Below are 26,686 nucleotides of genomic sequence, written 5' to 3'. Positions count from 1 at the left end.
CCTTTGCGCAGTCAGCGGAGGCGTTCCACCGCGGCGTTCGAGGTCCACAACCGGATGCCCGACTCCGCGACCGCGGCGTCCCCCGGGGCGGCCGGGTCGAAGGGCGTGCCGCCCAGCCAGGCCCACCCGGCCGGACGGCGGCCGATCACCTCCGTGAGCCGGGCCAGCGGGCGCAGCACCTGCCGGTCGACGTCGGCGGGGGTGCGCACCGACGCCGAGCTCGCGTGGGTGGCCGAGTGCCCGCACACCACGTGCCGGCCGGCGAGGTCGGCCAGGTCGTCCCAGGTCATCGCCAGCGGGGCGTCGCCGGGGAGGTCCTCGTCCAGCACGCCGAGGTCGTGCTCGGCGGCGAAGGCCCGCTGCTGCTCCGGCGGGCAGTCCAGGAACTCCGTCGGCGGGTAGAACCAGCCGACCAGGCCCAGCTCCTCGCACAGCGGCGCGGCGACCTGCACGGCGCTGGCGAACCCGTCGAAGAAGGCGGGGACGACGCCCGGCCGTGGGTCGGCCCACCGGCCGGTGTCCAGCGCGGTGTGCAGGTCGGCCTCGGTGACGGGGGAGAAGCGCTCGGCGTACCAGGTGAGCTCCCGCCGCAGCTCCTCGGCGTGCGAGGCGGGGGTGTTGTGCCAGTTGACCACCCGCAGGTGCCGGCCGTGCAGGACCGCGTCCACGACGGCGTCGGCCTCGGCGTCCCGGGTCCCGTGGTCGGGCCGGCCGGTGTCGCCGGGCCGCCACGCCGCCAGCCCGCCGCCTCCCCCACCCCCGCGCCCACCTTGGGTGCCCGGGCGGAGGTGCAGCAGGGCGAGGGCGGCGAGGGCGTCCTGCACGGTGGTGTCGGGGTCGGCGGCGCGCAGCACCTCCCAGGCCCGCCGGACGTCGGCGGCCAGCGCGCGGTCGGCCGGGTCCGGGGTGCCGGTGGTCGCCGTCCCGGTGCGGTCCAGGAGCGCCACCAGCATCGCGACGCCGGCCCGGTCCTCGTCCTCGGCGGCCACCGCGCGGGCCGCGGCGAGCAGCTCGGCGTCGGTGGTCACGGCCCCGATGCAACCACCGGCCGGCGCCCCCCACCGGCCGAGCGGGGTGGCCCGGCGGGGGAGGACCGTGACGTCTCCCGGACGCCGACCCGCCCGGTCCTGACGGCCTGCGTGCGCCGGGGCGCGGTCCGGCGAGACCTAAAGTGCTTTTCCGTGACCGATCCCAGCAAACCGGCGACCATCTACGACGTCGCCGAGCACGCCGGGGTCAGCATCTCCACGGTCTCCAACGTGCTCAACAAGCCCGACCGGGTGGCCGCCGCCACCCGCACCCGGGTGCTGCAGGTGGCCGACGAGCTGGGTTACCTGCCCAAGGCCACCGCCATCGACCTGGCCCGCAAGCAGACCGGCCGGATCGGCGTCGTCGCCCCGTTCTCCACCTACCCCAGCTACCTCCGGCGGCTGGTCGGGGTCATGCGGGCCACCCGGGCCCAGCCGGTGGACATCTCGCTGATCGACCAGGAGTCGGCCGCCACCGCCAGCTCCCCGCTGCTGGCCAGCATGCCGATCCGCGGCGTGGTCGACGGCCTCGTCGTCATGGGCGCCCCGATCGAGGCCAGCACCGAGGAGCGGCTGGCCAGCCGCGGGCTCCCGGTGGTCCTCGTCGACGCCGACAGCGACCGGTTCAGTGTGGTCAACATCGACGACCACGGCGCCGGCCGCCGGGCCGCCCGCTACCTGCTCGACCTCGGGCACCGCCGGATCGGCTACCTGTCGGAGGCGCAGGCCTCGGACTACGAGTCCCAGGCCCGCCGCCGGCTGGGCGGTTTCCGCGACGAGCTTGCCGCCCACCCCGACGTCGTCCTCGCCACCACCCAGGCCGAGGGCACCATGGCGGCCGCCCGCGAGGCCGCCCTCGCCCTGCTGGACGGCCCGGACCGGCCGACCGCGGTGATGGCGCACTTCGACGACCTGGCGCTGGGCGTGGTGCACGCCGCCGCCGAGCTGGGGCTGGACGTGCCCGGCGACCTGTCGGTGCTCGGGTTCGACGACGGCCCGGCCGCCGAGGCAGCCGGTCTGTCGACCGTGCGGCAGCCCTTCGAGGAGTCCGGCTCGGTCGCCGCGGGCCTGCTGCTGGAGGCGATCGGCGGGGCGACCCAGCGCCGGATGACCCTGCTGGACTGCACCCTCGTCGAGCGGCGGACCACCGCGCCGCCACGGTGACCGAAGTGTTGTAAAGAGCTTTATGCAAAGTCCTTGACGGTTGTGACCCGTCCCACTTACGGTTCGCGGGCTGCCGCAGAACGCGGCCGGTCCGACACCGAGGAGTGCGTGTGAACACCAGAACCGGGCGCCGCCTGGTCACCCGAGCAGTCGTGGGCGCATCGGCGCTGTCCCTCGTCCTGCTGGCCGGCTGCAGCGCGCCGGGCGCGGACGGCTCCGCGAGCGGCCAGGACGAGGACCGCGAGATCAGCACCGAGCTGACCAGCGAGGACGTCGAGCTCGACTTCTACATCGAGACCGGCTTCCCGATCGCCCAGGAGCTGGCCGACGAGTTCACCGAGCAGCACCCGAACATCACGTTCAACATCCGCAGCGACCAGTTCGCCGTCCTCACCGAGAACGCCTCCCGCGTCATGGCCGGCGACGACGCCCCCGACCTGATCCGGCTGCCCCAGCTGGTCGACCCGGCCCGCGACGGCCTGCTGCTCGACCTCGACCCCTACTTCGACGCCTACGGCTGGGACGCCTTCCCCGAGTCGCAGCTGCAGCAGATGCGCATCTCCGACGACGCCCGCGGCTCCGGTTCGCTGTACGGCATGGGCATCGGCTACTCGGTGACCGGCGTCTACTGGAACAAGGCGATCGGCGCCCAGCTGGGCATCACCGAGGCCCCCACCACGATCGACGAGCTCGAGGCCGACATGGCCACCGCGGCGGCGGCCGGGCAGCAGCCGATCATGCAGTTCAACGACATCGGCGGCATCGCCTTCCCGTTCCAGGCGCTGTACAACCAGCTGGCCGACCCGACCGACATCGCGGACTGGACCTTCCAGCAGCCCGGGGCCACCATCGACAACCCCGAGGCCACCGAGGCCATGGCCACCATCCAGGAGTGGGCCGACGCCGGGTACTTCCCCGCCGACGCCAACAGCCTGGACTACACGACCATGATGGGCCGCTTCTCCGGCGGCGAGGGCCTGTTCATGTTCAACGGCGACTGGGAGTCGGCGAACCTGGCGGAGTCCATGGGTGACGACGTCGGCTTCTTCCTGATGCCGGGCACCGAGGCCGGCGCCGCGCCGGTCGCCATGGGCGCGCCGAACAGCTACACCATCCCGGCCAAGGCCGAGCACCCCGACGAGGCGGCCTTCTTCCTGAACTGGCTGCACACCGACGAGACCGCGCGCAGCATCATCGTCAACTCCTCGGGCGCCAACCCCGGCGGCCCGACCGACCTCGAGATCCCCGAGGCGGCCAACCCGCTGACCGAGCAGACCCTGGCCGCGGGTGCCACCGTCGGCTCCGACGGCACGCTGGTCGACTTCGTCGCCAACGCCACCGCCGGGATCTACGCCGGGTCGATCCGGCCCGAGCTGCAGTCGCTGATCGACGACCGCACCACCCCCGAGGACGCGGTGGCCGCCATCCAGGCCGCGTACGAGGACGAAGTCGGATCGTGAGCTCCTCCGTCGTGGCCGCCCCGGTCCCGTCCCTCGTGGACGGGGCCGGGGCGGCCACCCGCCGGCGGCGCCCGGTCGGGCGCCGCCGCTGGGGTCAGCTGATCTGGGTCGCCCCGGCCCTGGCCGTCTACGCCTTCTTCGTGCTCCGCCCGCTGATCACCTCGGTGCAGTACTCGCTGTACGAGTGGAACGGCATCGGGGTCGCCACCTTCGTCGGCGGCGCCAACTACGTCGAGGTCCTCACCGACCCCGAGCAGCTCGGCATCATCGCCAACGCGGTCGTGCTGGTCCTCTTCTTCACCGTCATCCCGGTCGCCCTCGGCCTGCTGGCCGCAGCGCTGATGCACGGCCTGCCGTCGGGGTCGTTCACCACCGTCTCCCGGTCGGTGCTCTTCATCCCCCAGGTCATCCCGCTGGTCGCCGCCGGCATCGTCTGGGACTGGGTCTACTCGACCAACGGCATCGCCAACCAGCTCCTGTCGGCCGTCGGGCTCGGCGGCATCACCCGGCCCTGGCTCGCCGACTTCGACACCGCGCTGCCCGCCGTCGGCCTCATCGGGTCCTGGGTCCAGCTGGGCCTGTGCACCCTGCTGCTGCTGACCGGCATCGCCAAGATCGACCCCTCGCTCTACGAGGCCGCACGGCTGGACGGCGCCAGCCGCCTGCAGGTGTTCCGGCACGTGACGCTGCCCGGCCTGCGCCGGGAGATCGGCGTCTGCGTGACGGTCACCATGATCGCCGCGCTGGCCAGCTTCGACATCGTCTACATCACCACCCAGGGCGGCCCGGGCAACCAGACGATGGTCCCCGGCGTCGAGATCTACCGGCTGGCGTTCTCCGAGCGCGAGGTGGGCCAGGCCTCGGCGATGGCCGTCGTCCTCATGGTGCTCGTGCTGGTCGCGATCCTGCCCGTGCAGCGCCTGACCCAGCGGAGCGACCAGTGAACGCCAGGACCCGCAGCACGCTGGCCGGCCGCGGCCTGCTCGTGCTGTTCATGATCGCGACGCTGGTCCCGTTCGTCACGATCTTCTCCACCGCGCTGCAGCCCCAGGGCAGCATCCCCACCGGGGTCAGCTGGCCCGACGACCCGCAGTGGCACAACTTCGTCGACGCGTTCCGGGTCGCGAACCTGGGCCCGCTGCTGGGCAGCAGCCTGCTCATCGTGCTCGGCGTCGTGCCGGTCGCGCTGCTGTTCGCCGCGCTGGCCGGCTACGGCCTGGCGCAGCTGAAGGTGCCCTTCGCCGGCGCGCTCTTCCTGGTCTTCGTCGCCGGGCTGACGATCCCCTTCGAGTCGCTCATCACCCCGCTCTACTACCAGATGCAGGAGCTGGGGCTGCTGGGCAGCCGGTGGGCGATCATCCTGCCGCTGATCGCGCTGTTCATGCCCTTCGGCGTCTTCTGGATGCGGGCCCACTTCCAGACCGTGCCGGTCGAGCTCAGCGAGGCCGCGGCGCTGGACGGCGCCGGCCCGTGGGGGGCGTTCCGGCGGATCCACCTGCCGCTGGCGGTGCCCGCGCTGTCCTCGCTGGCGATCCTGCTGTTCCTCTGGACCTGGAACCAGTTCATCCTCGCCATCGTCATGGTCGACGACCCGCTGAAGCGGACGATGGCCGGCGCCCTGGGTGCCTTCCAGGGCCGCTACGGCACCGACATCGTGCTGCTCTCGGCCGGCGCCCTGCTGATCATGGCGCCGACGATCGTGGTGTTCCTGGTCTTCCAGCGCCAGTTCTCCCAGGCCCTCCTGCAAGGCGCCGTCAAGGGCTGACCGGCCCCCTCCCGACAGGACCTCCCGTGCCCCAGTACGACCTGCCCCTCGCCGAGCTGCAGCGCTACCGCAGCTCGGCCACCCCGCCCGCCGACCTCGACGCCTTCTGGACCCGCACCCTCGACGCCGCCCGCGAGGTGGCCTCCCCGCCCAAGGTGCAGCCCGTCGACAGCGGCCTGTCCGTCGTCGAGGTCTCCGACGTCACCCTCAGCGGCTTCGACGGCGAGCCCGTCAAGGCCTGGTACCGCCGGCCCGCCGGGGTGACCGGCGACCTGCCGGTCGTCGTCCGCTACCAGGGCTACACCGGCGGCCGCGGCCTGCCGCACCAGGTCGGCCCCTACCCGCTGGCCGGGTACGCCGTGCTCGAGGTCGACAGCCGCGGGCAGGGCACCGGCTACGGCTGGGTGGGCGACACCCCCGACCCGCACGGCCACGGGCCCTCCTACCTCGGCGGGTTCATGACCCGGGGGCTGCTCGACCCCGAGGAGTACTACTACCGCCGGCTGATCACCGACGCCGTGCTCGCGGTGGACGCGGCCCAGCAGCTGCCCGGCGTCGACCCCTCGCAGGTCGTGGTGGCCGGGATCAGCCAGGGCGGTGGCATCGCGCTGGCCGTCTCCGCGCTGCGCGACGACCTGGCCGGGGTGATGGCCGACGTCCCGTTCCTCTCGGACTTCCCCCGGGCGGTGGTGACGGCGACCGCGGGTCCCTACCCGGAGATCGCGGCCTACCTCGCCAGCCACCGCGACCACGTCGACCGCGTCTTCGCCACGCTGGCCTACGTGGACGCGGCGGTGCTGGTGACCCGGTCGACGGCGCCGGCGCTGTTCTCGGTCGCGCTGATGGACAACGTCTGCCCGCCCTCGACGGTCTACGCCGCCTACAACGCCTACGCGGGGGACAAGCAGCTGCGCAGCTACCCCTTCAACGACCACGAGGGCGGCCAGTTCCACCAGGAGGCCGAGCAGCTGGCCTGGCTGCGGCAGCTCCTGCACCCCTGAGACCCCGGTCGTCGCCGGTGCCCGCCGGCCCGGCGACGACCGGCCCCCACCCGGGGTTGAGCGGGCCCGCCGCGGGGGAGAGAGGCCCGGTGGGCGTGGACAGGAGAAACCTGCGGCGGGTCATCGGTGCGTCGGCGGCGGTGGTGACGGCGCTGCAGGCCGGCACCGCGGCGCTGGCGCTGCGCACGGGACGGCGGGACTACGCCGACGGCGTCTGGGGCCCCGGCCTGGCCGCCGTCGCGCTGACCGGCGCGGCGCTGGGCACCGGCGACCGCACCCGGCGGTGGGCGCTGGCCGCGCTCACCACGGCCTGGGCGGTCCGGCTGGAGTCGCTGATGCTGCGTCGGCTGCGCGGCAGCGACACCGAGGACGAGCGGTACACCGAGTTCCTCGAGGGCGACTCCACCCCGCGGGTGCTGGCGAAGGTGTTCGGCACCCAGGCCGCCGCGCAGCTGCTGGTCTCCGCCCCGCTGCAGCTGGCCGCGGCCAGCACGCTGCCCCGCTCGGCCCGCCGCTGGCTGGTCCCCGCCGGCGTGACCGTCGCGGTGGCCGGCGCGGTGGTGGAGGCCGTCGCCGACCGGCAGAAGTCGGCCTACGCGCAGCGCGACCGGGACGAGCGGCCCGACGTCCTGGACACCGGGCTGTGGGGTGTCTCCCGGCACCCGAACTACCTGGGCGACTCGATCATGTGGGACGGCGTCTGGCTGGCCGGTGCCGCCTCCGCCCCCGGCGGCTGGCTGGTCGCCGCCCCGGCCGCGATGACCTACTTCCTCGTGTACGCCACCGGGGCCAAGCGGACCGAGGACAGGATGGGCGACCGCCCCGCCTACCAGGACTACCAGCAGCGGGTGCCCTTCTTCTTCCCCGGCACCTGAGCGCGGGCCGTGCCCACCGTGTGGCCCGGCTGCTCTGCTCCGCGATCTGCTCCCTCGACGGCATCGTCGCCGAGCGGTACGCGGTGCGGCGCTAGAGGTGCACCGGCTGCCCGGTGGTCTCCAGCACCGACAGCCACAGGTCCCCGCGCGGGTCGACCTGGTTGCGCGAGCGGGTGACCAGCGGGATCGGCAGGTTGACGAACCGGCCGTGCCAGCGGCCGGCGACGATCGCGGTGCGGCCGGCCATCGCGGCGTGCACCGCGGCCTGCGCCAGCCGGGTGCAGTAGACCGAGTCGTGGCTGTTGGCCGGCACGCTGCGGATGGCGTAGCCCGGGTCGACGTAGCGCAGCTGGAACGGGACCCCGCTGGCGCCGAGGTGGGCGCCGATCTCGTCGCGCAGCTTCTTGCCGATGTCGAACAGCTTCGCGTTGCCCGAGGCGTCGGCGCCGCCCTCCACCCCGGCGAACATGTCCTGCCCGTAGCCCTCGGCGACCACCACGACGGCGTGGCCCTGGTCGGCCAGCACCTTCTCCACGTGCGCCAGCACGCCGCGCTCCCCGCCCAGCGGCATGGCCACCTCGGGGATGAGCACCAGGTCGACGTCGTCGCTGGCCAGCGTCGCGTAGGCGGCGATGAACCCGGAGTGCCGGCCCATCAGCTTCACCAGGCCGACCCCGCCGCGGTGCGAGCGCGCCTCGGTGGCCGCCGACCGGATCGACTCCGCCGCCCGGCCGAACGCGGTCTGGAACCCGAAGCTGCGGTCGATCCAGGGGATGTCGTTGTCGATGGTCTTGGGGACGCCGACGACCGCGATGGGCAGGCCCTGCCGCATCGCCTCGTCGGCGATGGCCTGCGCCCCGCGCAGCGACCCGTCGCCACCGACGACGAACAGGATGTCGATCTGCCGCAGCCGCAGCGTCTCCACCATCACCCGCGGGTCCTGGCTCCCGCGGGAGGTGCCGAGCACCGTGCCGCCCTGCTGGTTGATGTAGCGGACCGACTCCGGGGTGAGGTCCATCGGCTCGTCGCCGTGCGGGGTCAGGCCCAGGTAGCCGTCGCGGAAACCGGTCACCGAGTGCACGCCGTAGTGCTCGGCGAGCTCGCCGACCAGGCCGCGGATGACGTTGTTCAGCCCCGGGCACAGCCCGCCGCAGGTCACGATGCCGACCTTGGTCTTCTTCGGGTCGAAGAACAGCGTGCGGCGCGGGCCGCCGGGCTCGAAGGTCGGCAGCTCCTCCACCGGGACGCCGCGCCGGGCGGCCATGCCCAGGGTGCCGTCGACCAGCACCCGGTCGTGCTCGCCGACGTAGTGCAGGGACTCCCCGCGCTCGAGCAGGCCGCTCTCCAGCGGAGAGGGGATGGTCAGCTCGCCGAGGGTGCGGACGGCGAGGTCGGCCGCCGTCAGCTCGAGCTGCTCGTCGGTGTCCACGGCCCCCAGTGTGCCCTGTCCCGGGCCCCCGCCGGGACCCCGGCTCGCCGCTGACCTGCACGAACGGGGTAGACGTCCCAGACGTGTTCTCGCCCGGAACACCCCTGGTCGGAGGCCCGTTCCCACTCCCGTGAGCTTCTCCCTGGCCGCGCTCGGCGACTCGATCGCCTACGGCACCGGCGCCGCCCGGCCCGACGACGCGATCGGCCCGCGGCTGGTCCGGGCGCTGGCCGAGGACGGCGTCGACGCGACCCTGCAGGTCGTGGCCGTCCCGGGCGCGGTGTCGGCCGCGCTGCCCGGCCAGGTCCGCCAGGTGACCCGGTGCGACCTGGCGCTGGTGGTCGTCGGCGCCAACGACCTCACCCGGCTCGTCCCCCCGGCCGCCGCGGCCGAGCAGCTGGGCGCGGCGGTCCGCGACCTGCGGGTGCTCGGTGCCGACGTCCTCGTCGTCCCCGCGCCCGACCTGTCCGCGGTGCCGTGGGTGCCGCCGGCGTTCCAGCAGCTGGTCGCGGTGGCCAGCGGCGAGCTGCAGCGCCGGCAGACCGACGCCGTGCGGGCCGCCGGCGGGGTGGCCGTGCCGATCGGCAGCGAGCTGGGCGACCGGTTCCGGGCCCAGCCGGCGCTGTTCTCCGCCGACCGCTTCCACCCCTCCTCGGCCGGCTACGCGCTGATCGCCGAGGCGCTGGTCCCGGTCGTGCGGTCGGTGGCCCGGGGGCGCACCGCCGCCTGATCCCGGGTGGCCGGGGGCGGTGCGAGGTCCCCATGATGGCCAGCGGGTGGAGCCGACGCCCGTGGTCCCGTCGAGAGGCCCTCTGTGCCCCGCCCGTCCCTGTCCCCCGGGACACCCCTGTCCGCCGTCGCCGCCCGGCTGTCCGTCCCGCCGCCCGCGGTCGACCTGCCGGTCACCGACCTGGTCACCGACTCCCGCCGCGTGCGCCCGGGGGACCTGTTCGGCTGCGTGCGCGGCGCCCGCGCCGACGGCCACCGGCTCGCCGCCGCGGCCGTCGGGGTCGGGGCGGTGGCGCTGCTGGCCGACCGGCCCGAGCGGCTGCCCGCCGGGCTCGGCGTGCCGGTGCTGGAGGTGCCCTCGGTGCGGGCCGCGTTGGGGCCGGCCGGCGCCCTGCTGGCCGGGGACCCGGCGGACCGGCTGCGGGTGGTCACGGTGACCGGCAGCAACGGCAAGACGACGACGAGCACCCTGCTGGCCGGCGCGCTGGACCGGCCCGCTGCCCGCTGCGGGCTGCTCACCACGGTCGGTGCGCGGGTGGGCCGGCACACCCGGGCCACCGAGCTGACCACCCCCGAGGCGCCCGACCTGCACCGGCTGCTGCGCTGGATGGTGCAGCGCGGGGCCGTCGGCGCCGTCGTCGAGGCCTCCTCCATCGCCCTGGACGTCGGCCGGCTGGACGCCCTGCCCGCGCAGCTCGCCGTCTTCACCGGCTTCGAGGCCGACCACCTGGACCACCACGGCACCGTCGAGCAGTACTGGGCCAGCAAGGCCCGGCTGTTCGCCCCCGACCGCACCCGGGCGGCCGTCGTCGTGGTCGACGAGCCGTGGGGCCGGCGGCTGGCCGACCAGGCCCGGGTGCCGGTGACCCGGGTGGGGCACGGCGCCGACTGCGACGTCCGGGTGCTCGAGGGCTCGTCGGGGGCGGCGGGCACCGAGGTGCTGCTCCAGGTCGGCGGCGGGCGCCACCGGGTGCGCACCCCGGTCGTGGGCCGTGCGCACACCACCAACCTGGCCGCGGCCTGGGCCGCCGCCGTCCGGCTGGGCCGCGACCCCGCCGCCGTCACCGCCGCGCTGGCCGCCGTCCACGCGCCACCCGGGCGCGGCGAGCTGCTCAGCGCACCCGGCGCACCGCTGGTGGTCGTGGACTACGCGCACACCCCCGGCGCGCTCGCCGAGGCCCTGGTCACCGCGGCGCAGCTGCGGCCCGCCGGCCGGGTGCACCTGGTGCTCGGTGCGCGCGGCGCCCGGGACCGGTGGAAACGGCAGGGCCTGGGCGCCGCCGCGCGGGCCGCCGACGAGGTCTGGCTGACCAACGAGGGCAGCCACGGCGAGGACCCGGCGGCCATCGTGGCCGAGCTGGCGGTGGGGCTGATCGGCTCCGCGGCCGGGGTGCGCACCGTGCTCGACCGGCGCACCGCGATCACCGCGGCCGTGGGCGAGGCCGGCCCGGGCGACGTCGTCCTGGTCGTCGGCCGGGGCCACGAGACGTTGCTGCAGGACGCGCCCGGGGCGGTGGACCCCGCCCGCGCGGAGCGGTTCGCCGACGCCGAGGTGGCCCGGGCGGCCCTGGACGGGCGCCGCCGGGCCGCCGGTTAGTCCTCCTCGGCCTCCCGGGCGCGCAGCTCACGGGTGGCCATGCCGCCCTCGCCGCCCTCGTCGCGGGGGCCGGCGTGCAGTTGTGCCTCGGCGGCGGACTGGTCCTTCTCGTCGGGTTCGGTCATGCGGCCCAGCCTGGGGGCTGGGCCGCACGACCGCACGACCTACAGGACGTCGAACTCGTTGAACGCCGCGCCGCCGGAGAGGGTGGCGTAGCCGGGGCCGCGGTCGAAGAACGGCTCCTCGCCGGTGCGGGCCGCGCGCATCTCCTCGCGCAGCGCGTCGGTGGCGGTGAGGTCGGCGTCGCCGTCGTCGTCGACGACCACGCCGTAGTCGCGGCGGGCGCCCTCGACGCTCACCTTCAGCCACGCGATGTCCTGCAGCACCTCCTCGACCGGGCGGTCCAGCGGGTCGCCCCAGCCGCCGCCGCCCGTCGTCCGCACCCGCACGACCGTGCCGGCCTTGAGCGGCTCGGCGTCGGCGAGGGCGTCGACCTCGTGCTCGTCCGGGCCGCCCGGGTCGACCGTGATCTGGAAGGGCCGGCCGGCCTTGCCGCCCTTGACGCCCCAGCAGGCCAGGATCGAGCGGTCGGCGATGGACATGAAGTGCGCGTCGCGGAGCACCCGGATGTGCTTCTCGTAGCCGCAGCCACCGCGGTACCGGCCCGGGCCGCCGGAGTCCATCGCCAGGCCCAGGGCCTCGATCCGGAGCGGGAAGCGGCCCTCGGTGAACTCCGTCGGCAGGTTCCGGGAGTCGGGGACGACGTGGATGGTGTCCTCGCCGTCGGCGTAGTACCGCCCGCCCGAGCCGCCGCCGAGCACCTCGCGCATGAGGTAGGGCTCGCCGTCGACGTCCGTGCCGTAGACGCCGGTGTAGCGGATCGTCTCCTGGTCGGCGGGCATCCGGCCGCCGGTGGCCTTGGCCAGCACACCGGCCAGCACGCCCAGCAACCGCAGGATGACGAACGTGCGGGCGTTGGTCGGCGCGGGGAACACCGGGGTGAGCAGCGTGCCCTTCTCCGGGAACCGCATCTCGATCAGCGGGACGACGCCCTCGTTGACGTCGAGCTCGGCCATGCGCTCCGGCGTCGCCGCCAGGTTGCGCAGGATGGGCGCGAGCCACTTCTTGAGGAAGTTGCCGTCGGAGTAGTCGCCGCAGTGGTTGATCGGGCCCTTGGCCTGCGGGCCGGTGCCGGTGAAGTCGATGACCAGCGGGACCTCCGCGGAGGAGTCCATGGTCAGCGTGATGCGCTGCCGGTGCAGCATCGGCTCGTCGACGCCGTCGTGCTCGGCGTAGTCCTCCCAGACGTAGGTGCCGTCGGGGATCTGGCTGAGGATCTCGGTCCGGTAGACCTCGGTCGAGTTGGCCAGGATCGCGTCGAAGCAGGCCTCCACCGCCGCGACGCCGTACCGCTCGAACAGCTCGCCCAGGCGGCGGGCGCCGGCCAGGCAGGCCGAGCACTCGGCGTCGAGGTCGGCGGCCAGCGAGTCGGGCATCCGGGAGTTGCGCGTCATGATCTTCAGCGCCGACTCGTTGGGGACGCCGCGGTCCCACAGCTTGATCGGGGGGACCATCAGGCCCTCCTCGAACATGCTGGTCGCCGCCGAGGGCATGGAGCCCGGGACGGCGCCGCCGATGTCGTCGTGGTGGCCGAAGGCCTGGATGAACGCGACGACCTCGCCCTCGGCGAAGACCGGCACCGTCACGCACAGGTCGGGCAGGTGGCCGATCCCGCCCTCGGACAGGTAGACGTCGTTGTGGAAGAAGACGTCGCCGACGTTCATCTCCGCGATCGGGTAGTCGCGCACCACCGGCTGCACCAGCGCGGAGTAGGAGCGGCCGGTGAGCTTGCGCAGCTGCCGGTCGTGGATGCCGGCCCGGAAGTCGTGCGCGTCGCGGATCATCGGGGAGCGCGAGGTGCGGCCGATGGCGGTCTCGACCTCCATCTCGATCGCGGCCAGCGTGCCGGCGACGATCTCGACGAGCACCGGGTCTGCAGCGGTCATCGCGAGGTCTCCTTGGTGAGCAGCAGGTTGGCGTAGCTGTCGACGGTGGCGCGGAAGCCGGGGTGCACCGGGACCGTGGAGCCGAACTCCTCGACGATCGCCGGGCCGGTGACGACGTCGCCCGGCTGCAGCTGGGTGCGGGCGTAGAGCGGGGTGTCGACCCAGTCGCCTCCGGAGGACGGCGCCGTCGACACTGCGTCGAAGAAGACCCGGCGGGTGCCGGTGACGGCGTCGGCGACCGACCCCTCGGTGCGGTCGGGCCGGGCCACGAGGTCGGGACGGCGGATCGGGCCGATGCCGCTGACCCGCAGGTTCACCCACTCCACCGCCTGGCGGGGGTCGGTGCGGAAGTCGTAGCCGTAGAGCTGGTGGTGCGCGGCGTGGAACGCGTCCGCCACCGTGGCCAGCGCGGCGTCGTCGAGCTCGCCGTCGGGCACGGGGACCCGGACCTCGAAGGCCTGGCCGACGTAGCGCAGGTCCGCCGTCCGCTGCATGCGCTGGTCGTCGCGGGCGAAGCCCTCGCCGTCCAGGGCGGTGCCGGCCCGGGCCTCGAGCTCGGCGTAGGCGCTGGCCACGGCGCCGGCGTCCAGCGCTGTGTGCTTGGCAATCATCGTCTGCACGTAGTCGTTGCGGACGTCGACGGTGAGCAGGCCGAACGCGCTGACGTTGCCCGGGTTCGGCGGCACCAGCGTGCGGGGCAGACCGAGGATGTCCATCAGCCGGCAGGCCAGCAGCGAGCCGGAGCCGCCGAACGTGGTCAGCGTGAAGTCGCGGACGTCGAGGCCGCGGGCCACGGTGACCTGCCGCAGCGCGTTGGCCTGGTTCCAGGCCGAGATCTCCAGGATCCCGGTGGCGGTCTTCTCCAGCGACAGCCCGAGCTCGCCGCCCAGGGTGTCCAGGCCGCCGGTGGCCGCCTCGACCGACAGCGGGATCTCCCCGCCCAGCAGGTGCGGGGGGATCCGGCCGAGCACGACGTGCGCGTCGGTGACGGTGGGCTCGGGGCCGCGGCTGGGGTAGCACATCGGGCCGGGGTCGGCGCCGGCGCTCTTCGGGCCGACCTTGAGGGTGCCCTCGGGGGCGATCCAGGCGATGGAGCCACCGCCGGCGCCCACGGTGACGACGTCGATCATCGGGATCTTGGACGGGTAGGCGCCGACCGTGCCCTCGGTGGTGAGCGCGGGCTCGCCGTCGATGACCACGGTGACGTCGGTGGAGGTGCCGCCGCCGTCGCAGGTGAGGATCCGGTCGAACCCGGCGGTCTGCGCGATGAGCGCGGCCCCCAGGGCGCCGGCGGCCGGGCCGGAGAGCATGGTGGTGATCGGCTGGTGCACGACCTCCTCGGCGGACAGCACACCGCCGTTGCTCTTCATGACGTAGAAGGGGACGCCGGGGGCGATCTCGTCCAGCCGCGACCGGATGCTGGTCACGTAGGCGCCGACCTTGGGCTTCACCGCGGCGTCGACCAGCGTGGTGACCGACCGCTCGTACTCGCGGTACTCGCGCAGCACGCCGGAGGACACCGACACGACGCAGTCGGGGTGCACCTCGTGCAGCACCTCGAGCATGGCCCGCTCGTGCGCGTCGTTGGCGTAGGCGTGCAGGAAGCAGACGCCGACGCAGCCGATGCCGGCGTCCTTGAAGAACTGCGCGGCGGCGACGGCCTGGTCGCGGTCGAAGGGGCGCACCTCGGCGCCGGTGTGGTCCAGCCGCCCGCCGACGGTCTTCACCAGGTCGGCCGGGACGATGCGCGGCGGCTTGACCCAGAAGTAGCTGTTGCCGTAGCCGTCGGGCACCGACTGGCGGGCGATCTCGAGCACCGATGCGTAGCCCTCGGTGGTGATGAAGCCGATCCGGTCCAGCTTGCCCTCGAGCAGCTGGTTGGTGGCCACGGTGGTGCCGTGGCTGACCGCGGTGACGGCGTCGCCGTCCAGGCCCATGAGGTCGAGGACCTTCTGCACGCCGGCGAGGAAGCCGTCGGCCGGGTTGCCGGGGGTGGACGGCGTCTTCGTGGTCGTCGTGGCGCCGGACTCCTCGTCCACCGCGACGACGTCGGTGAAGGTGCCGCCGGTGTCGATGCCGATGCGTACCCGCCTGCTCGTCATGACCGATAACTTAGCGCTGAGGTATTTCCAGCGGAAGACGTCCACGTCAGAACATCGGACCCGGATGAGGGTTGGGTCACAGTCCGTGCGGGAAGACGTGTCCCGGGGTTGCAGCTACCGGCGGCATCCGCCATGCTTGGTACCTGTAACCGGGTGTTACACGCAACCATCACGGAGGGTCGATCCCATGACCAGCACGCTGCCGCGCACCGACCAGCTGTCCGCCGCCTTCTCGGCCGCCGACCGCGACGGCGAGGCGGTCGCAGCGAGGCTGCTGGACTCCTCCCGCCAGCTCTCCTACGACCCCACCACCGAGGTCGACTGGGACGAGCCGCTCGACCCGGCCCTGCACGGGCTGAACCCCGAGTGGAGCACGCTGTACGGGACGGAGCTGTGGGACGAGATGACCGAGGAGCAGCGGGTCACGCTGACCCGGCACGAGGTCGCCTCGATCATGAGCACCGGCATCTGGTTCGAGATGATCCTGCAGCAGATGCTGCTGCGGGAGCACTACGCCGGTGACACCACCCGCAAGGACTTCCAGTTCGCGCTCACCGAGATCGCCGACGAGTGCCGGCACTCGCTGATGTTCGCCCGGGCCTGCGAGAAGCTCGGCGCCACCGGCTACGCGCCCAAGCGCAGCGGCATCGAGCTGGGCCGGTTCTTCAAGACCTTCGCCGACGGCGAGCGCGCCTTCGGGGCGGCGCTGGTGGCCGAGGAGGTCCTCGACGTCATGCAGCGCGACTGGATGCGCGGTGAGGACGTGCTGCCGCTCATCCGCACCACGAGCCGGATCCACGTGGTCGAGGAGTCCCGGCACATGACCTACGCCCGGCAGGAGATGCGGGAGAGCCTCGAGGGCATCAGCGCCCCGCGCCGGCGCACCACCGCCACCCTGCTGGCGATCGTGACCGCCGTCGTGGTCACCAACCTGGTGCACCGCGACGTCTACACCGCTGCCGGCCTGGACGCCGACCGCGCCGAGCGCGAGGCCGCGGCGAACAAGCACCACCACGCGATGATGCGGACCAGCAGCCGGCACCTGATGACCTTCCTGGGCGAGTGCGGCATGCTCACCGCCCCGGCCAAGGCGATCTACCGCCGCCTGCACATGCTCTGAGGGGCACCCCATGGCGTTCGCGATCACCCAGAACTGCTGCTCGGACGCCTCCTGCGTCTCGGTCTGCCCGGTCAACTGCATCCACCCCACCCCGGACGAGCCCGGGTTCGGGCAGACCGAGACGCTCTACGTCGACCCGCGGACCTGCATCGACTGCGGTGCCTGCGCCGACGCCTGCCCGGTCGACGCCATCGCCCCGACCTGGCTGCTGCGCCCCGAGCAGCAGGTGTACGCGCAGGTCAACGCCGACTGGTTCACCCGGCCCGACGCCCCGGCCGCCCCGGTGTGGGACGCCCCGCGCTTCCCGACCGTCGACCTGTCGGCCATCGGCCGGCTCGAGGTCGCGATCGTGGGCACCGGCCCGGCCGCGGTCTACGCGGCGCAGTCGGTGCTGCGCGCCACCGAGGCGCGGGTGACCTTCCTGGAGCGGCTGGCCCACCCCGGTGGCCTGGCCCGCTGGGGGGTGGCCCCCGACCACCCGGGCACCCGCCGCGTGCTGGAGCACACCTCCGCCGTCCTGGACCACCCGCGCGTCACCCTGCGCACCGGCGTCGAGGTCGGCCGCGACGTCAACCCCGCCGAGCTGGCCCGCCGCTACGACGCCGTCCTCTACGCGACCGGGGCCGCTGGGGACCGCGCCCTCGACGTCCCCGGCGACGAGCTCGCGGGCAGCGTCTCGGCCCGCGAGGTCGTCAACTGGTACACCGGCCACCCCGAGGCCGCGCCCGTGGACCTGTCGCAGGTGCGCCGGGTGGTCGTCGTCGGCACCGGCAACGTGGCCCTGGACGTCGCCCGCATGCTGTCCTCCGACCCCGGCCGGCTGACCGGTACCGCGACCTCGCCGGCGACGCTCGAGGCGCTGCGCACCAGCGCGCTGCGCGAGGTGGTGGTGGTGGGCCGGCGCGGGGCCGAGGACGCCGCCTGCAGCTCGTCGGAGCTGCGCGCGCTCACCCACCTGCCCGGCGTGCGCACCGTGCTGTCGGGCAAGGCGCCCGACGACGCCCCGCCCGGGTCCAAGGCCGAGCTGTTCGCCGGCCTGGACCGCTTCGACGACGACCTCGCCGCACCGCCGGAGCCGGGCCGGCGCATCGTGTTCGCCTTCGGCCAGGCCACCCGCGAGCTGGTGGGCGAGGACGGCCGGGTCACCGGCATCGTGCTGGGCTCCTCCGAGGGCGACGTCACCGTGCCCGCCGAGCTGGTGGTGCGGGCGATCGGCCACCGCGGCACCGAGCTGCCGGGCCTGCCCTTCGACGCCGGGACCGGGCGGGTGCCGCACGAGGCCGGCCGGGTCACCGGCGCGCCGGCCGGCACCTACGTCGTGGGCTGGGCCAAGCGCGGGCCCTCGGGCGGCATCGGCGCCAACCGGCCGGACGCCGAGGAGACGGTGGGCTCGCTCCTGGCCGACGCCGCCGCGGGCGTCATCGGCCGCCGTCCCTCCCGCCGCCGCTGACCCCTCCCTGTGCAGCGTTGATCAGGGAGGTTGATCGAACTCCGTCCTGGTTCACCAGATCTCGTGCACCAGGACGGACGTGGATCAACTCCCCTGATCAACGCTGAGCGGCCGGGGTCAGCCCTGGGCGAGCTCGGCGAGGTGCTGGGTGTCGCGCCAGCCCTGCAGCCGCGACTCGTAGTCCTTCGTCGCGATGCCCAGCGGCGCGGTGCCGAAGAAGACCCGCAGCGGCGGGGCCTCGCTGTCCACGAGCTGCAGGACGGCGGCGGCGGACGCCTCCGGGTCGCCGGGGGTCGCGACCCGGGCCTTGCGCTGCTCGGCGGCCTTGACCCGGAAGTCGTCGTAGGCCGGGTTCGGGGTGGCGTGCTTGGCCGAGGCGCCGGGCCAGTCGGTGTCGAAGCCGCCCGGCTCGATCAGCGTGACGTGGATGCCGAAGTCGGCGACCTCCGCGGCCAGCGCCTGGGAGAAGCCCTCCAGCGCCCACTTCGAGGCGTTGTAGATGCCGATGTTCGGGAAGGCGGAGATGCCGCCGATGCTGGACACCTGCAGCACGTGGCCCGAGCCCTGCTCGCGCAGGAACGGCAGCGCGGCCTGGGTGACCCACAGCGCGCCGAAGACGTTGGTCTCGAACTGCGCCCGCGCCTCGGCCTCGGAGACCTCCTCGACCATGCCGAACTGGCCGTAGCCGGCGTTGTTGACCACGACGTCGAGCCGGCCGAAGTGGGCGTGCGCCCGCTCGACGGCGGCGAAGACGGCCGCGCGGTCGTCGACGTCGAGCTGCACGGGGAGGACGCGATCACCGAACCGGGCGACGACGTCCTCCAGCGAGGCGGTGTCGCGGACGGTGGCGGCGACGGAGTCACCGCGCTCGAGGGCGGCGATCGTCCAGGCGCGGCCGAAACCGCGGGAGGCGCCGGTGATGAACCAGGTCTTCGACATGCCTGGTGCCAGCGCCCCCCGCGGCCGGGGTGTTCCCGTCAGCGGCGGTCGTCGTCCCGGGGGTGCTGCTCGTCGGTGATCCGCGGCAGCTGGGCGGTGCCGGGCTCGTCGGTGCGCGGCTGCTCCTCGGCCCAGATCGGCGGCTCCTCCGCCGGCCGGTCGTAGGCCTGGTAGGGGTCGGGCGCGGCCGAGGAGGCGGTCGACCCACCGGACGGCGTGCCGCCCGACCAGGGCTGCGGCGACCCGTACTGCTGGCCGTAGTGCTCCTCGGACGTCGGCGGCGGGGTCATCGACTGCGGGTCGTAGACCTGGGTGGGGTGCTGGTCGGCAGGCTGCGGCGGGTAGGGCGCGGCGGCCGGGGCGACGGCCCGCTCCTGCGCGGCACGCTCGGCGGCGGCCCGCTCGGCCGCCATCCGCTCGGCCTCGGCCTGCTGGGCGCGCTGGCGCTCGGCCTCGGCCCGCTCGGCCTCCTGGCGGGCGCGCTCGGCGGCCTCGCGCTCCTCCCGGATGCGGCGCTGCTCGGCGGCGATCCGGTCGGCCTCGGCCTGCAGCACCTCCGACGCCGGCCGCGCGGCCTGCGCCTCGCGGCGCATGTTCGGCGCCTCGGCCTCGACCTTGCTCAGCGCGTTCTCCCAGCGCTGCCGCATCGGCACGATGCCGCCGCCGCCGACGGCCACCACGACGACGCCGACGACGGCGACCAGGATCGCGTAGAGGACGGCGTTGACCACGTTCTGCGCGATCTCGAGCTGGTCGAGCGCGGCGATGATGCCGAGGGCCAGGACGACGGTCGAGGCGGCGGTGGCCAGGGTGCGGGCGTAGGACAGCGACCCCAGCGCGTTCTGCACGACCAGCCGGACGGCGGCGGCGACGGCCGCGGCGATCACCAGGATGAGGATCGCGACGAAGACCTTGGGCAGGTAGCCGATGATCGCGGCGAGGTAGTCGCTGATCGGGTTCTGCCCGAACACGCCGAAGGCGGTGGACAGGACGAACAGCATCACCGCGTAGAAGAGGATCTTCGCGAGGATCGCCGAGGCGTCGTACTGGCTGCCCTGCAGCAGCTTGCGGACGCCGCCGCGCTCGACGGCCCGGTCGAAGCCGACCTTCTCCAGCACCTTCGTCAGCAGCTTCTCCAGCGCCTTGGCGACGAAGTAGCCGACGACGAGGATGATCACCGCCAGCAGCAGCTTGGGCAGGAACGCGACGACGTCCCCGAGTGCGTTTCCTACTGAGTTGCCCATGTCTGGACCTCCTGGTGGGGGTTGCGGCTCGCCACACCATGCCCGAGCCCGCCGCGGACCACCCGTCGAGGAGCCGGACGGATCAGTCCTTCTCCTCCGGCCGGCCGATGCCGGCGACGTAGAGGGTGAGCAGCACCGCGCCCGGGGCGGTGACGAACAGCGGCCACGGGAAGACCAGGTCGGCGGTGCCGAGGCTGACCGCGGCCCAGGTCACGACGTTCACCACCAGCACGCAGGCCCAGATGATGGTGAGGACCCGCATCGCGGTGCCGCCGCCGGTGTCGCTGAACACCGCGGACCGGTCGCGCCGGGCCGGGTGCACCGACGCGGCGGTCACCTCGGGGGAGGGCAGGGGGCCGAGGTCGGCGGTGACGGCGTCGAGGTCGCCGCGGGTGCGCGCGGCCCAGACCAGGCGGGCGCGCTCGTCGAACTCGCGCAGCTCCAGCTGGCCGACCTCGACCGCCCGCCGCAGCCGGGTCTCGACCAGCGCGCGGTCGGCGTCGGACACCCGCAGCTGCGAGGGCGGAACCGGGTCGCTCACGACCCGCATCCTGGCACCGTCAGTTGATCATCGTCATCCGCAGGCGGGACACGCCGTCGGCCGGCGCGTGCCGCCTGCAGCTGACGATGATCAACTGCGGGGGTGGCAGGGGATCAGCTGCGGCGGCCCAGGAGGTAGCCGACGAGGACGCCGAGCAGGGTGAGCACGCCACCGCCCACGGCGGCCAGGGCCAGCTCGGCCGGGGCCGCACCGGCGCCGCCGCCGGCCGCGGGGGCCGCGAACCGGGTGGGGGCTGCCGACGGGGTGGTCTCGGGGGACGACCCGCCGTGCACCGCGGTGTCGCTGACGGCAGCCGCCGACGGGGTCACGTCCGCGTTCGCCGGCGCCTGCGCGGCCGGGGCCGTGCCGGTCAGCTCGGCGTCGATGGCGGAGAAGAACTGCCCGGCCAGCCGCTTGGCCACCCCGGTGATCATCCGCTGGCCGACGCCGGCGACCGCGCCGCCGACGACCGCGTCGGCGTCGTAGCTGAGCTTCGTGCCGCCGTCGACGGCCTCCAGCGTGATCGGCACGGTGGCCCGCACCGAGCCCGGACCGCCCGAGCCGGAGGCGTGCATGACGTACCGGGTGGGCTGCTCCTTGTCGGTGAGCTTCACCTCGCCGGCGTAGACCCCGCGGATGGCGCCGACGCCGACCGAGACGGTCATCGCGTACTCGTCCTCGCCGGTGCGCTCCAGCCCCTGGCAGCCGGGGATGGTGCGGGCCAGCACGGCCGGGTCGGTGATCGCCGCCCACACCTCCGCCGGCGGGGCGGACAGGGTGGCGGTGCCGTCGAGCTTCACGCAGGTGCTCCTTCTCGGGTGGGGACCCGCTCCGCGTCGGGGTCGCGGACCAGGTCGTAGAGCTCGGTGGGGGAGATGGGCATGGCGGCGATGCGCCGGCCGACGGCGTCCTCGATGGCCGAGGCGATGCACGCGGTGCCCGGGATGACGCCGGCCTCGCCGGCGCCCTTGAGGCCCAGCGGGTTCAGCGGCGACGGGGTCTCCTGGTGGTCGATGACCACGTCGGGGACCTCGCTGGCGTAGGGCATGAGGAAGTCCATGAACGAGGCGTTCTGCAGCTGGCCGTCGGCGTCGTAGGCCATCCGCTCGTAGAGCGCACCGCCCACGCCCTGGGCGACCCCGCCGTGGACCTGGCCCTCGACGATCATCGGGTTGACGATGTTGCCGCAGTCGTGGACCACGGCGTAGTCGACGACGTCGATCTCCCACGTGGTCGGGTCGATCTCGACCACGGCGGCGTGCGCGCCGGAGGCGAAGGTCGACCGGATGGGGGAGTAGTAGTCGACGTGCTCCAGGCCGGGGGCGTCGCCGACGGCGACCGGCGGCTTGGAGTCGTCGCCGGGCCCGGCGAACTGGGTGGCCTGCCGGGCGGCCTCGTCGAAGGCGTACCGCAGCGGGTTGGAGAGGACGGCGACGGTGCGCAGCGGGATCGAGGCGCCCGGGGTGCCCTTGACCTGGACCAGGCCCTCGTCGATCTCGAGGTCCTCGACGTCGGCCTCGAGCACGTCGGCGGCGATGCGCAGCGCCTTGGCCCGCACCCCGCGGGCGGCCAGCGCGATGGCGTTGCCGCTCATCACCGCGGCGCGGGAGGCGAAGGTGCCCACCGCGTAGCCGAAGCGCCGGGTGTCGCCGGTGGTGACCTCGACGTCCTCGATCGGGACGCCGAGCTCGTGCGCGACGATCTGGGCGAACGCGGTCTCGTGGCCCTGGCCCTGCGAGGTGAGGCCGGTGGAGACCAGCACCTTGCCGCTGCCGAGCACCTGCACGTGGCCGCCCTCGTAGGGGCCGGGGCCGGTGCCCTCGACGTACATGGCCATGCCGACACCGAGCTGCTTGCCGCGCGACGCCGCCTCCTCGCGCCGGGCGTCCATCGAGTCCCAGCCGACCAGGGCGACGAGCTTGTCGAGCAGGCCCTCGTAGTTGCCCGAGTCGTAGATGACCGGCCGGCCGTCCTGGAACGTCAGGTGGTGGTCGTAGGGGAACTGGTCGGGCCGGATCAGGTTGCGCCGGCGCACCTCGGCGCGGTCCAGGCCGAGGTCCTGGGCGATCCGGTCCATCGTCCGCTCCATGGCGTAGCAGCCCTGGGGCCGGCCGGCGCCGCGGTAGGGCGTCACGATGACGGTGTTGGTGTAGACGCTGTCGATGCGCACCCGGTAGACCGGGATGGCGTACGGGCCGACCAGCTGGGTGGCCGTCACGATCGGCACGATGATCCCGTAGGGCGTGTACGCGCCGTTGTCGTGCCAGCCCCGGACGTCGAGCGCGGTGACCCGGCCCTCGTCGTCGTAGCCGACGGTGATCTCCTGGCGCTGCTCGCGCTCGTGCGCGGAGGAGATGAAGTGCTCGCGGCGGTCCTCGGCCCAGTGCACCGGCTGGCCCAGCGCGATGGCGGCCATGGGCACGAGCAGCTCCTCGGGCCACGGGTGCACGATCTTGACGCCGAACCCGCCGCCGACGTCGGGTGCCACGACCTCGACCTTCTCCAGCGACAGCTGCAGCTTGGCCGCGATGGCCGCGCGCACCGAGGTGGAGGCCTGGGTGGAGGTGTGCACCCGCAGCGAGGCGTCGTCGTGGTCCCAGACCGCGTGCACGCCCTTGCCCTCCATGGGCATGCAGGCGCTGCGCTCGATGTACTGGGTGAAGCTCAGCGTGTGCGTCGAGGCGGCCAGCGCGGCCTCGACGTCCCCGGTCTCCTGGTGGTGCCGGGCAGCGACGTTGTCGGGCACGTCCTCGTGCACGGCGTGCGCGGCTTCCCGGGCGGCGTCGACGCCGACGACGACCGGCAGCTCCTCGTAGGTGACGACGATGCGGTCGCAGACGTCCTCGGCGACGTACCGGTCGGTCGCGACGACCATGACCACGGCCTCGCCGACGTGCTGCACGACGTCGCGGGCCAGCGGGTAGCCGGTGCGGGGTGCGGTCAGCTGCGGGTGCGGGATGAGCACGGGCAACGGCTCGGCCATCGGGCCGACCAGGTCCTCGTAGGTGTAGACGGCGACGACGCCCTCGACGTCCAGCGCCCCGTTGACGTCGATGCCGGTGATCCGGGCGTGCGCGTAGGGGCTGCGGACGAAGGCGGCGGCGAGCGCGCCGTGGCCGATGTCGTCGGTGTACCGGCCGCGCCCGGTGATCAGCCGGAGGTCCTCGCGCCGGCGGACCGGCTCGCCGAACAGCTTGGTGGTCATGCGTGGCCTCCTGCCGCGTCCTTCATGAGGCCCGCGGCGTGCCGGCAGGCCTTCTTGATGTTGGCGTAGCCGGTGCACCGGCAGAGGTTGCCGCCGACGATCTCGTCGACCTCCTCCTCGGTGATGTCGGTCGAGGCGTCGCGCGCCTCGAGGCCGGCGGCCATGGTCATGAGGAAGCCGGGGGTGCAGAACCCGCACTGCAGGGCGTGGCACTCGCGGAAGGCCTCCTGCACCGGGTGCAGGACCTCCCCGCCCCGGCCGTCGTCGCGGGCCAGGCCCTCGACGGTGGTGACCGCCTTGCCGTCGACCTGCACGGCCAGCACCAGGCAGGAGCGCACCGGGGTGCCGTCGACCAGCACGGTGCAGGCGCCGCACACGCCGTGCTCGCAGCCGACGTGGGTGCCGGTCAGCTCCAGGTCGTGCCGGAGCGCGTCGGACAGCAACCGGCGCACCGGCACGGTCGTTTCACGTGGCACACCGTTGACGGTGACGGTGATGGCGCGTTCGGTGGTGACCTCGGTCGTCGGGTGGTTCATCGGGTCTGGGCCTCCTCGGCGGCGCGGGCGAGCGTGCGTTCGGTGAGGACGCCGACGAGCAGCCGGCGGTAGTCCGCGCTGGCGTGCAGGTCGCCGTCCGGGTCGACCAGGGTGCGGGCCAGGTCGGCCGCGGCGGACCAGTCGGCCTCGGCGACGGTGCGGCCGGCGACGGCCTCGGTCAGGTCGTGCACCTCGGGGACCAGGCCCACGGAGATGTAGGCGGCCCGGACGGAGGAGACCCTCGAGTCCTCGTCGAGGGTCACGGTGACCCCGGCGCCGCAGACGGCGTAGTCGCCCTTGCGGCGGGACACCTCCTCGAAGGCGGTGCCGCTGCGGGGCGGGAGCGCGGGGAAGAACGCCTCGGTGACCACGGCCGGGCCGTGCACGGAGGTCTCCAGGGGGCCGACGAAGAAGTCGGCCCAGTCGACGGTCTGCGGACCACCCGGCGTCGCGACGGTGACGGAGCCACCGGTCAGCGCCAGCACGGAGGTCATCTCGCCGGAGGGGTCGGCGTGGGCGATGGAACCGACGGTCGTGCCGCGGTTGCGGATCGCGGGGTGGGCGACGTTCGCCGTCGCCCGGGCCAGCAGCGGTTGGACCCGCGCGGCCTCGGCGTGGTGCAGCAGGTCCACGTGGCGGACCAGGGCCCCGACCCGGACCCCGTCGCCGCTGACGGCGACGGAGTCCAGGCCGGGGATCCGGTTGATGTCCACGAGCGTGGCCGGGGAGGCCAGCCGCATGGACAGCAGGGGGAGCAGCGACTGCCCTCCGGCCAACACCTTGGCGCCGTCCTCGGCGAGGAGGGTCAGCGCCTCGTCGAGCGAGGTGGGGTCGGCGTAGCCGAAGGGCGCGGGCTTCACGGGTTGCGGGTCTCCCTCTCGATCGTGCGGGTGGTGGTCTGCTGGTCCAGGGAGGACGGGTCGGCGCCGCCGGCGTCGTGGGCACCGGCGTTGCCCAGCGCGGGGCCGGTGCCGTGCCGGAAGCCGTCCTCGGACAGCAGGGCGTCCTTCATGTCCCGGGGCGCGAGGGCGCGGGCGACGTGCCAGCCGGCGACCGCCACGATCGTGCCCAGCGCGATGCCGCCCAGGGAGAAGTTGTCGGTGAAGACCAGGGTCACGTTGCCGATGCCGATGATGATCCCGGCGGCCAGCGGCACCAGGTTGATCGGGTTGGCGAAGTCGACCCGGTTCTCCTTCCAGATCTTGGCGCCCAGCAGACCGATCATCCCGTAGAGGACGACGGTGATGCCGCCGAGGACGCCGCCGGGGGTGGCGTTCACGATCGCGCCGAACTTCGGCACCAGGCCGAGCAGGATCGCCACGACCGCGGCCACGTAGTAGGCGGCGGTGGAGTAGACGCGGGTGGCCGCCATGACGCCGATGTTCTCGGCGTAGGTGGTGGTGGGGGAGCCGCCGACCGAGCTGGCGATCACGGTGCCCACGCCGTCGGCGAAGACCGCGCGGCCCATGACCGGGTCGAGGTCGCGCTTGGTCATCTCGCCCACGGCCTTCACGTGGCCGGCGTTCTCGGCGACCAGCGCGATGACGGCGGGCAGCACGAGCAGGGTGAAGTTCAGCGAGAAGCTGGGCGCGGTGAAGGTGGGCAACCCGAACCAGGGGGCCGCGCCGACGCCGGAGAGGTCGACCCGGTCGTGCACGGTGGCCTCGGTGGCGCCGCCGAGCACGGAGGTGATGGGGCCGGCGGTGGCGTCGAGCAGCAGGGAGAGCAGGTAGCCGAAGACCAGGCCGAGCAGGATGGAGATGCGGGACCAGAAGCCGCGCAGCGCGAGCGAGGCGACGATGACGAAGGCCATCGTGGCCAGGGCGACCCACTGGTCCTGGGGCCAGTACGTCTGCGCGGCGACCGGGGCCAGGTTGAACCCGATGAGCAGCACGACGGCGCCGGTGACGGCGGGCGGCAGCACCTTGTTGACGACGCGGACGCCGGCGACCTGGATCAGGATGCCGACCAGGGCGAGGACGACGCCGGCGACGAGGATCGCGCCGACCTTGTCCGAGACCCCGCCGCCCTGGGCGGTGATGGCCGCGACGCCGCCGACGAAGGCGGCCGAGGTGCCGAGGTAGGAGGGCACCTTCCCCTGCACGATGAGCAGGAAGACGATGGTCGCGACGCCGGACATCATGATCGCGAGGTTCGCGTCCAGGCCCATGATCAGCGGGAAGACGAAGGTCGCGCCGAACATGGCGACGACGTGCTGGGCGCCGATGCCGACGGTCAGGGGCCACGAGAGCCGCTCGTCGGGGGCCACGGCCTCACCGGGCGGCGGGGTCTTCCCGTCGCCGTACAACTTCCACCCGAACGCCATGACGTCCTCCTGCTCGGTGCGGCCTCAGCCGGCCGCGGGCGCTCTCCGGTGGGCACGATCCCGCCGGGCGCGGCCACTGTGACACCGACCACCGACACTACGGAAGTACCTCAGCGCTAAATCTTCGGGTCCGTGATGTTGCCCGAAGATTTCTCTCACCGCTGAGATA

At 73.8% G+C, this 26,686-nt stretch carries 23 protein-coding genes; 10 read left to right on the top strand and 13 right to left on the bottom strand.

Going from position 1 to position 26,686, the window contains the following annotated elements; all coding sequences use genetic code 11:
• Positions 1-11: 11 nt before the first annotated feature.
• Positions 12-1,028 carry a polysaccharide deacetylase family protein gene (locus BM158_RS00170; RefSeq protein WP_091553155.1) on the bottom strand — a complete coding sequence of 339 codons (1,017 nt, stop codon included), beginning with the start codon at positions 1,026-1,028 and terminating at the stop codon, positions 12-14.
• 153 nt (positions 1,029-1,181) lie between these two features.
• On the opposite strand from BM158_RS00170, the gene BM158_RS00165 reads away from it, so the two are divergent.
• The 6 genes from BM158_RS00165 to BM158_RS00140 all read left to right on the top strand — a co-directional run bounded on the left by BM158_RS00165 (position 1,182) and on the right by BM158_RS00140 (position 7,293).
• Positions 1,182-2,192 carry a LacI family DNA-binding transcriptional regulator gene (locus tag BM158_RS00165; protein ID WP_091553153.1) on the top strand — a complete coding sequence of 337 codons (1,011 nt, stop codon included), beginning with the start codon at positions 1,182-1,184 and terminating at the stop codon, positions 2,190-2,192.
• A 110-nt stretch (positions 2,193-2,302) separates the two neighbouring features.
• On the top strand, positions 2,303-3,652 hold the full coding sequence (locus BM158_RS00160; RefSeq protein ID WP_091553150.1) for an ABC transporter substrate-binding protein: 1,350 nt from the start codon (positions 2,303-2,305) through the stop codon (positions 3,650-3,652).
• The gene (locus BM158_RS00155; protein ID WP_207506024.1) at positions 3,649-4,596 is read left to right on the top strand and encodes a carbohydrate ABC transporter permease; all 948 of its coding nucleotides are present in this window, start codon (positions 3,649-3,651) and stop codon (positions 4,594-4,596) included. Before BM158_RS00160 ends, BM158_RS00155 begins: the two co-directional genes overlap by 4 nt.
• The gene (locus BM158_RS00150) at positions 4,593-5,417 is read left to right on the top strand and encodes a carbohydrate ABC transporter permease (protein ID WP_229827556.1); all 825 of its coding nucleotides are present in this window, start codon (positions 4,593-4,595) and stop codon (positions 5,415-5,417) included. The genes BM158_RS00155 and BM158_RS00150 overlap by 4 nt, the downstream gene beginning before the upstream one ends.
• A gap of 26 nt (positions 5,418-5,443) precedes the next feature.
• Complete coding sequence (locus tag BM158_RS00145; RefSeq protein WP_091553147.1) at positions 5,444-6,418, top strand: acetylxylan esterase; 975 nt, start codon at positions 5,444-5,446, stop codon at positions 6,416-6,418.
• 95 nt (positions 6,419-6,513) lie between these two features.
• Positions 6,514-7,293: a DUF1295 domain-containing protein gene (locus BM158_RS00140; RefSeq protein WP_165628785.1), complete on the top strand. Its 780-nt coding sequence runs from the start codon at positions 6,514-6,516 to the stop codon at positions 7,291-7,293.
• 91 nt (positions 7,294-7,384) lie between these two features.
• Here BM158_RS00140 and BM158_RS00135 read toward each other — a convergent pair whose 3' ends face one another.
• Positions 7,385-8,722, bottom strand: a complete 1,338-nt coding sequence (locus BM158_RS00135; RefSeq protein WP_229827557.1) for an ATP-dependent 6-phosphofructokinase — start codon at positions 8,720-8,722, stop codon at positions 7,385-7,387.
• 130 nt (positions 8,723-8,852) lie between these two features.
• Between BM158_RS00135 and BM158_RS00130 the strand changes: the two genes are divergently transcribed.
• Together BM158_RS00130 and BM158_RS00125 are read left to right on the top strand one after the other, a co-directional pair.
• Entirely contained in the window at positions 8,853-9,452 is a 600-nt protein-coding gene (locus BM158_RS00130; protein WP_229827558.1) for a GDSL-type esterase/lipase family protein, read from the top strand.
• A gap of 84 nt (positions 9,453-9,536) precedes the next feature.
• Complete coding sequence (locus tag BM158_RS00125) at positions 9,537-11,048, top strand: Mur ligase family protein (RefSeq protein WP_091553137.1); 1,512 nt, start codon at positions 9,537-9,539, stop codon at positions 11,046-11,048.
• Here the strand turns inward: BM158_RS00125 and BM158_RS22585 are convergent.
• Genes BM158_RS22585 through BM158_RS00115 form a run of 3 tightly spaced genes read right to left on the bottom strand, consistent with a single transcriptional unit; the run spans position 11,045 to position 15,156 of the window.
• On the bottom strand, positions 11,045-11,173 hold the full coding sequence (locus BM158_RS22585; protein WP_268247909.1) for a hypothetical protein: 129 nt from the start codon (positions 11,171-11,173) through the stop codon (positions 11,045-11,047). The genes BM158_RS00125 and BM158_RS22585 overlap by 4 nt on opposite strands.
• Positions 11,174-11,212: 39 nt before the next feature.
• Positions 11,213-13,054 (bottom strand): hydantoinase B/oxoprolinase family protein, encoded by a 1,842-nt coding sequence (locus BM158_RS00120; RefSeq protein WP_091553134.1) that lies wholly within the window; start codon positions 13,052-13,054, stop codon positions 11,213-11,215.
• Complete coding sequence (locus tag BM158_RS00115; RefSeq protein ID WP_091553130.1) at positions 13,051-15,156, bottom strand: hydantoinase/oxoprolinase family protein; 2,106 nt, start codon at positions 15,154-15,156, stop codon at positions 13,051-13,053. The genes BM158_RS00120 and BM158_RS00115 overlap by 4 nt, the downstream gene beginning before the upstream one ends.
• A 187-nt stretch (positions 15,157-15,343) precedes the next feature.
• Here BM158_RS00115 and BM158_RS00110 point away from each other — a divergent pair, with 187 nt between their 5' ends.
• Complete coding sequence (locus BM158_RS00110) at positions 15,344-16,276, top strand: AurF N-oxygenase family protein (protein WP_091553127.1); 933 nt, start codon at positions 15,344-15,346, stop codon at positions 16,274-16,276.
• A 10-nt stretch (positions 16,277-16,286) separates the two neighbouring features.
• On the top strand, positions 16,287-17,726 hold the full coding sequence (locus BM158_RS00105; RefSeq protein WP_091553124.1) for an FAD-dependent oxidoreductase: 1,440 nt from the start codon (positions 16,287-16,289) through the stop codon (positions 17,724-17,726).
• A gap of 117 nt (positions 17,727-17,843) precedes the next feature.
• On the opposite strand, the gene BM158_RS00100 is transcribed toward BM158_RS00105, so the two are convergent.
• From BM158_RS00100 to BM158_RS00065, 8 genes are all read right to left on the bottom strand, one after another.
• Positions 17,844-18,665: an SDR family oxidoreductase gene (locus BM158_RS00100; RefSeq protein WP_091553120.1), complete on the bottom strand. Its 822-nt coding sequence runs from the start codon at positions 18,663-18,665 to the stop codon at positions 17,844-17,846.
• Between the two features lie 38 nt (positions 18,666-18,703).
• Positions 18,704-19,909, bottom strand: a complete 1,206-nt coding sequence (locus BM158_RS21960; RefSeq protein ID WP_207506022.1) for a mechanosensitive ion channel family protein — start codon at positions 19,907-19,909, stop codon at positions 18,704-18,706.
• Positions 19,910-19,991: 82 nt separating this feature from the next.
• Positions 19,992-20,450, bottom strand: a complete 459-nt coding sequence (locus tag BM158_RS00090; RefSeq protein ID WP_165628784.1) for a DUF1707 SHOCT-like domain-containing protein — start codon at positions 20,448-20,450, stop codon at positions 19,992-19,994.
• Between the two features lie 113 nt (positions 20,451-20,563).
• Positions 20,564-21,250 (bottom strand): SRPBCC family protein, encoded by a 687-nt coding sequence (locus BM158_RS00085; protein WP_091553113.1) that lies wholly within the window; start codon positions 21,248-21,250, stop codon positions 20,564-20,566.
• Complete coding sequence (gene cutA, locus BM158_RS00080) at positions 21,247-23,655, bottom strand: aerobic carbon-monoxide dehydrogenase large subunit (protein WP_091553109.1); 2,409 nt, start codon at positions 23,653-23,655, stop codon at positions 21,247-21,249. The genes BM158_RS00085 and cutA overlap by 4 nt, the downstream gene beginning before the upstream one ends.
• Complete coding sequence (locus BM158_RS00075) at positions 23,652-24,191, bottom strand: (2Fe-2S)-binding protein (protein WP_091553105.1); 540 nt, start codon at positions 24,189-24,191, stop codon at positions 23,652-23,654. The genes cutA and BM158_RS00075 overlap by 4 nt, the downstream gene beginning before the upstream one ends.
• Positions 24,188-25,051: an FAD binding domain-containing protein gene (locus tag BM158_RS00070; protein WP_091553102.1), complete on the bottom strand. Its 864-nt coding sequence runs from the start codon at positions 25,049-25,051 to the stop codon at positions 24,188-24,190. The genes BM158_RS00075 and BM158_RS00070 overlap by 4 nt, the downstream gene beginning before the upstream one ends.
• Entirely contained in the window at positions 25,048-26,517 is a 1,470-nt protein-coding gene (locus BM158_RS00065; RefSeq protein ID WP_091553099.1) for a uracil-xanthine permease family protein, read from the bottom strand. Before BM158_RS00065 ends, BM158_RS00070 begins: the two co-directional genes overlap by 4 nt.
• Positions 26,518-26,686: the final 169 nt, after the last annotated feature.

Origin of the sequence: Klenkia taihuensis (assembly GCF_900112525.1) — a bacterium.
GTDB classification, from domain to species: Bacteria; Actinomycetota; Actinomycetes; order Mycobacteriales; family Geodermatophilaceae; genus Klenkia; species Klenkia taihuensis.
Note: the sequence above shows the minus strand (reverse complement) of the source record. Positions and strands in the feature narration are given on the sequence as shown.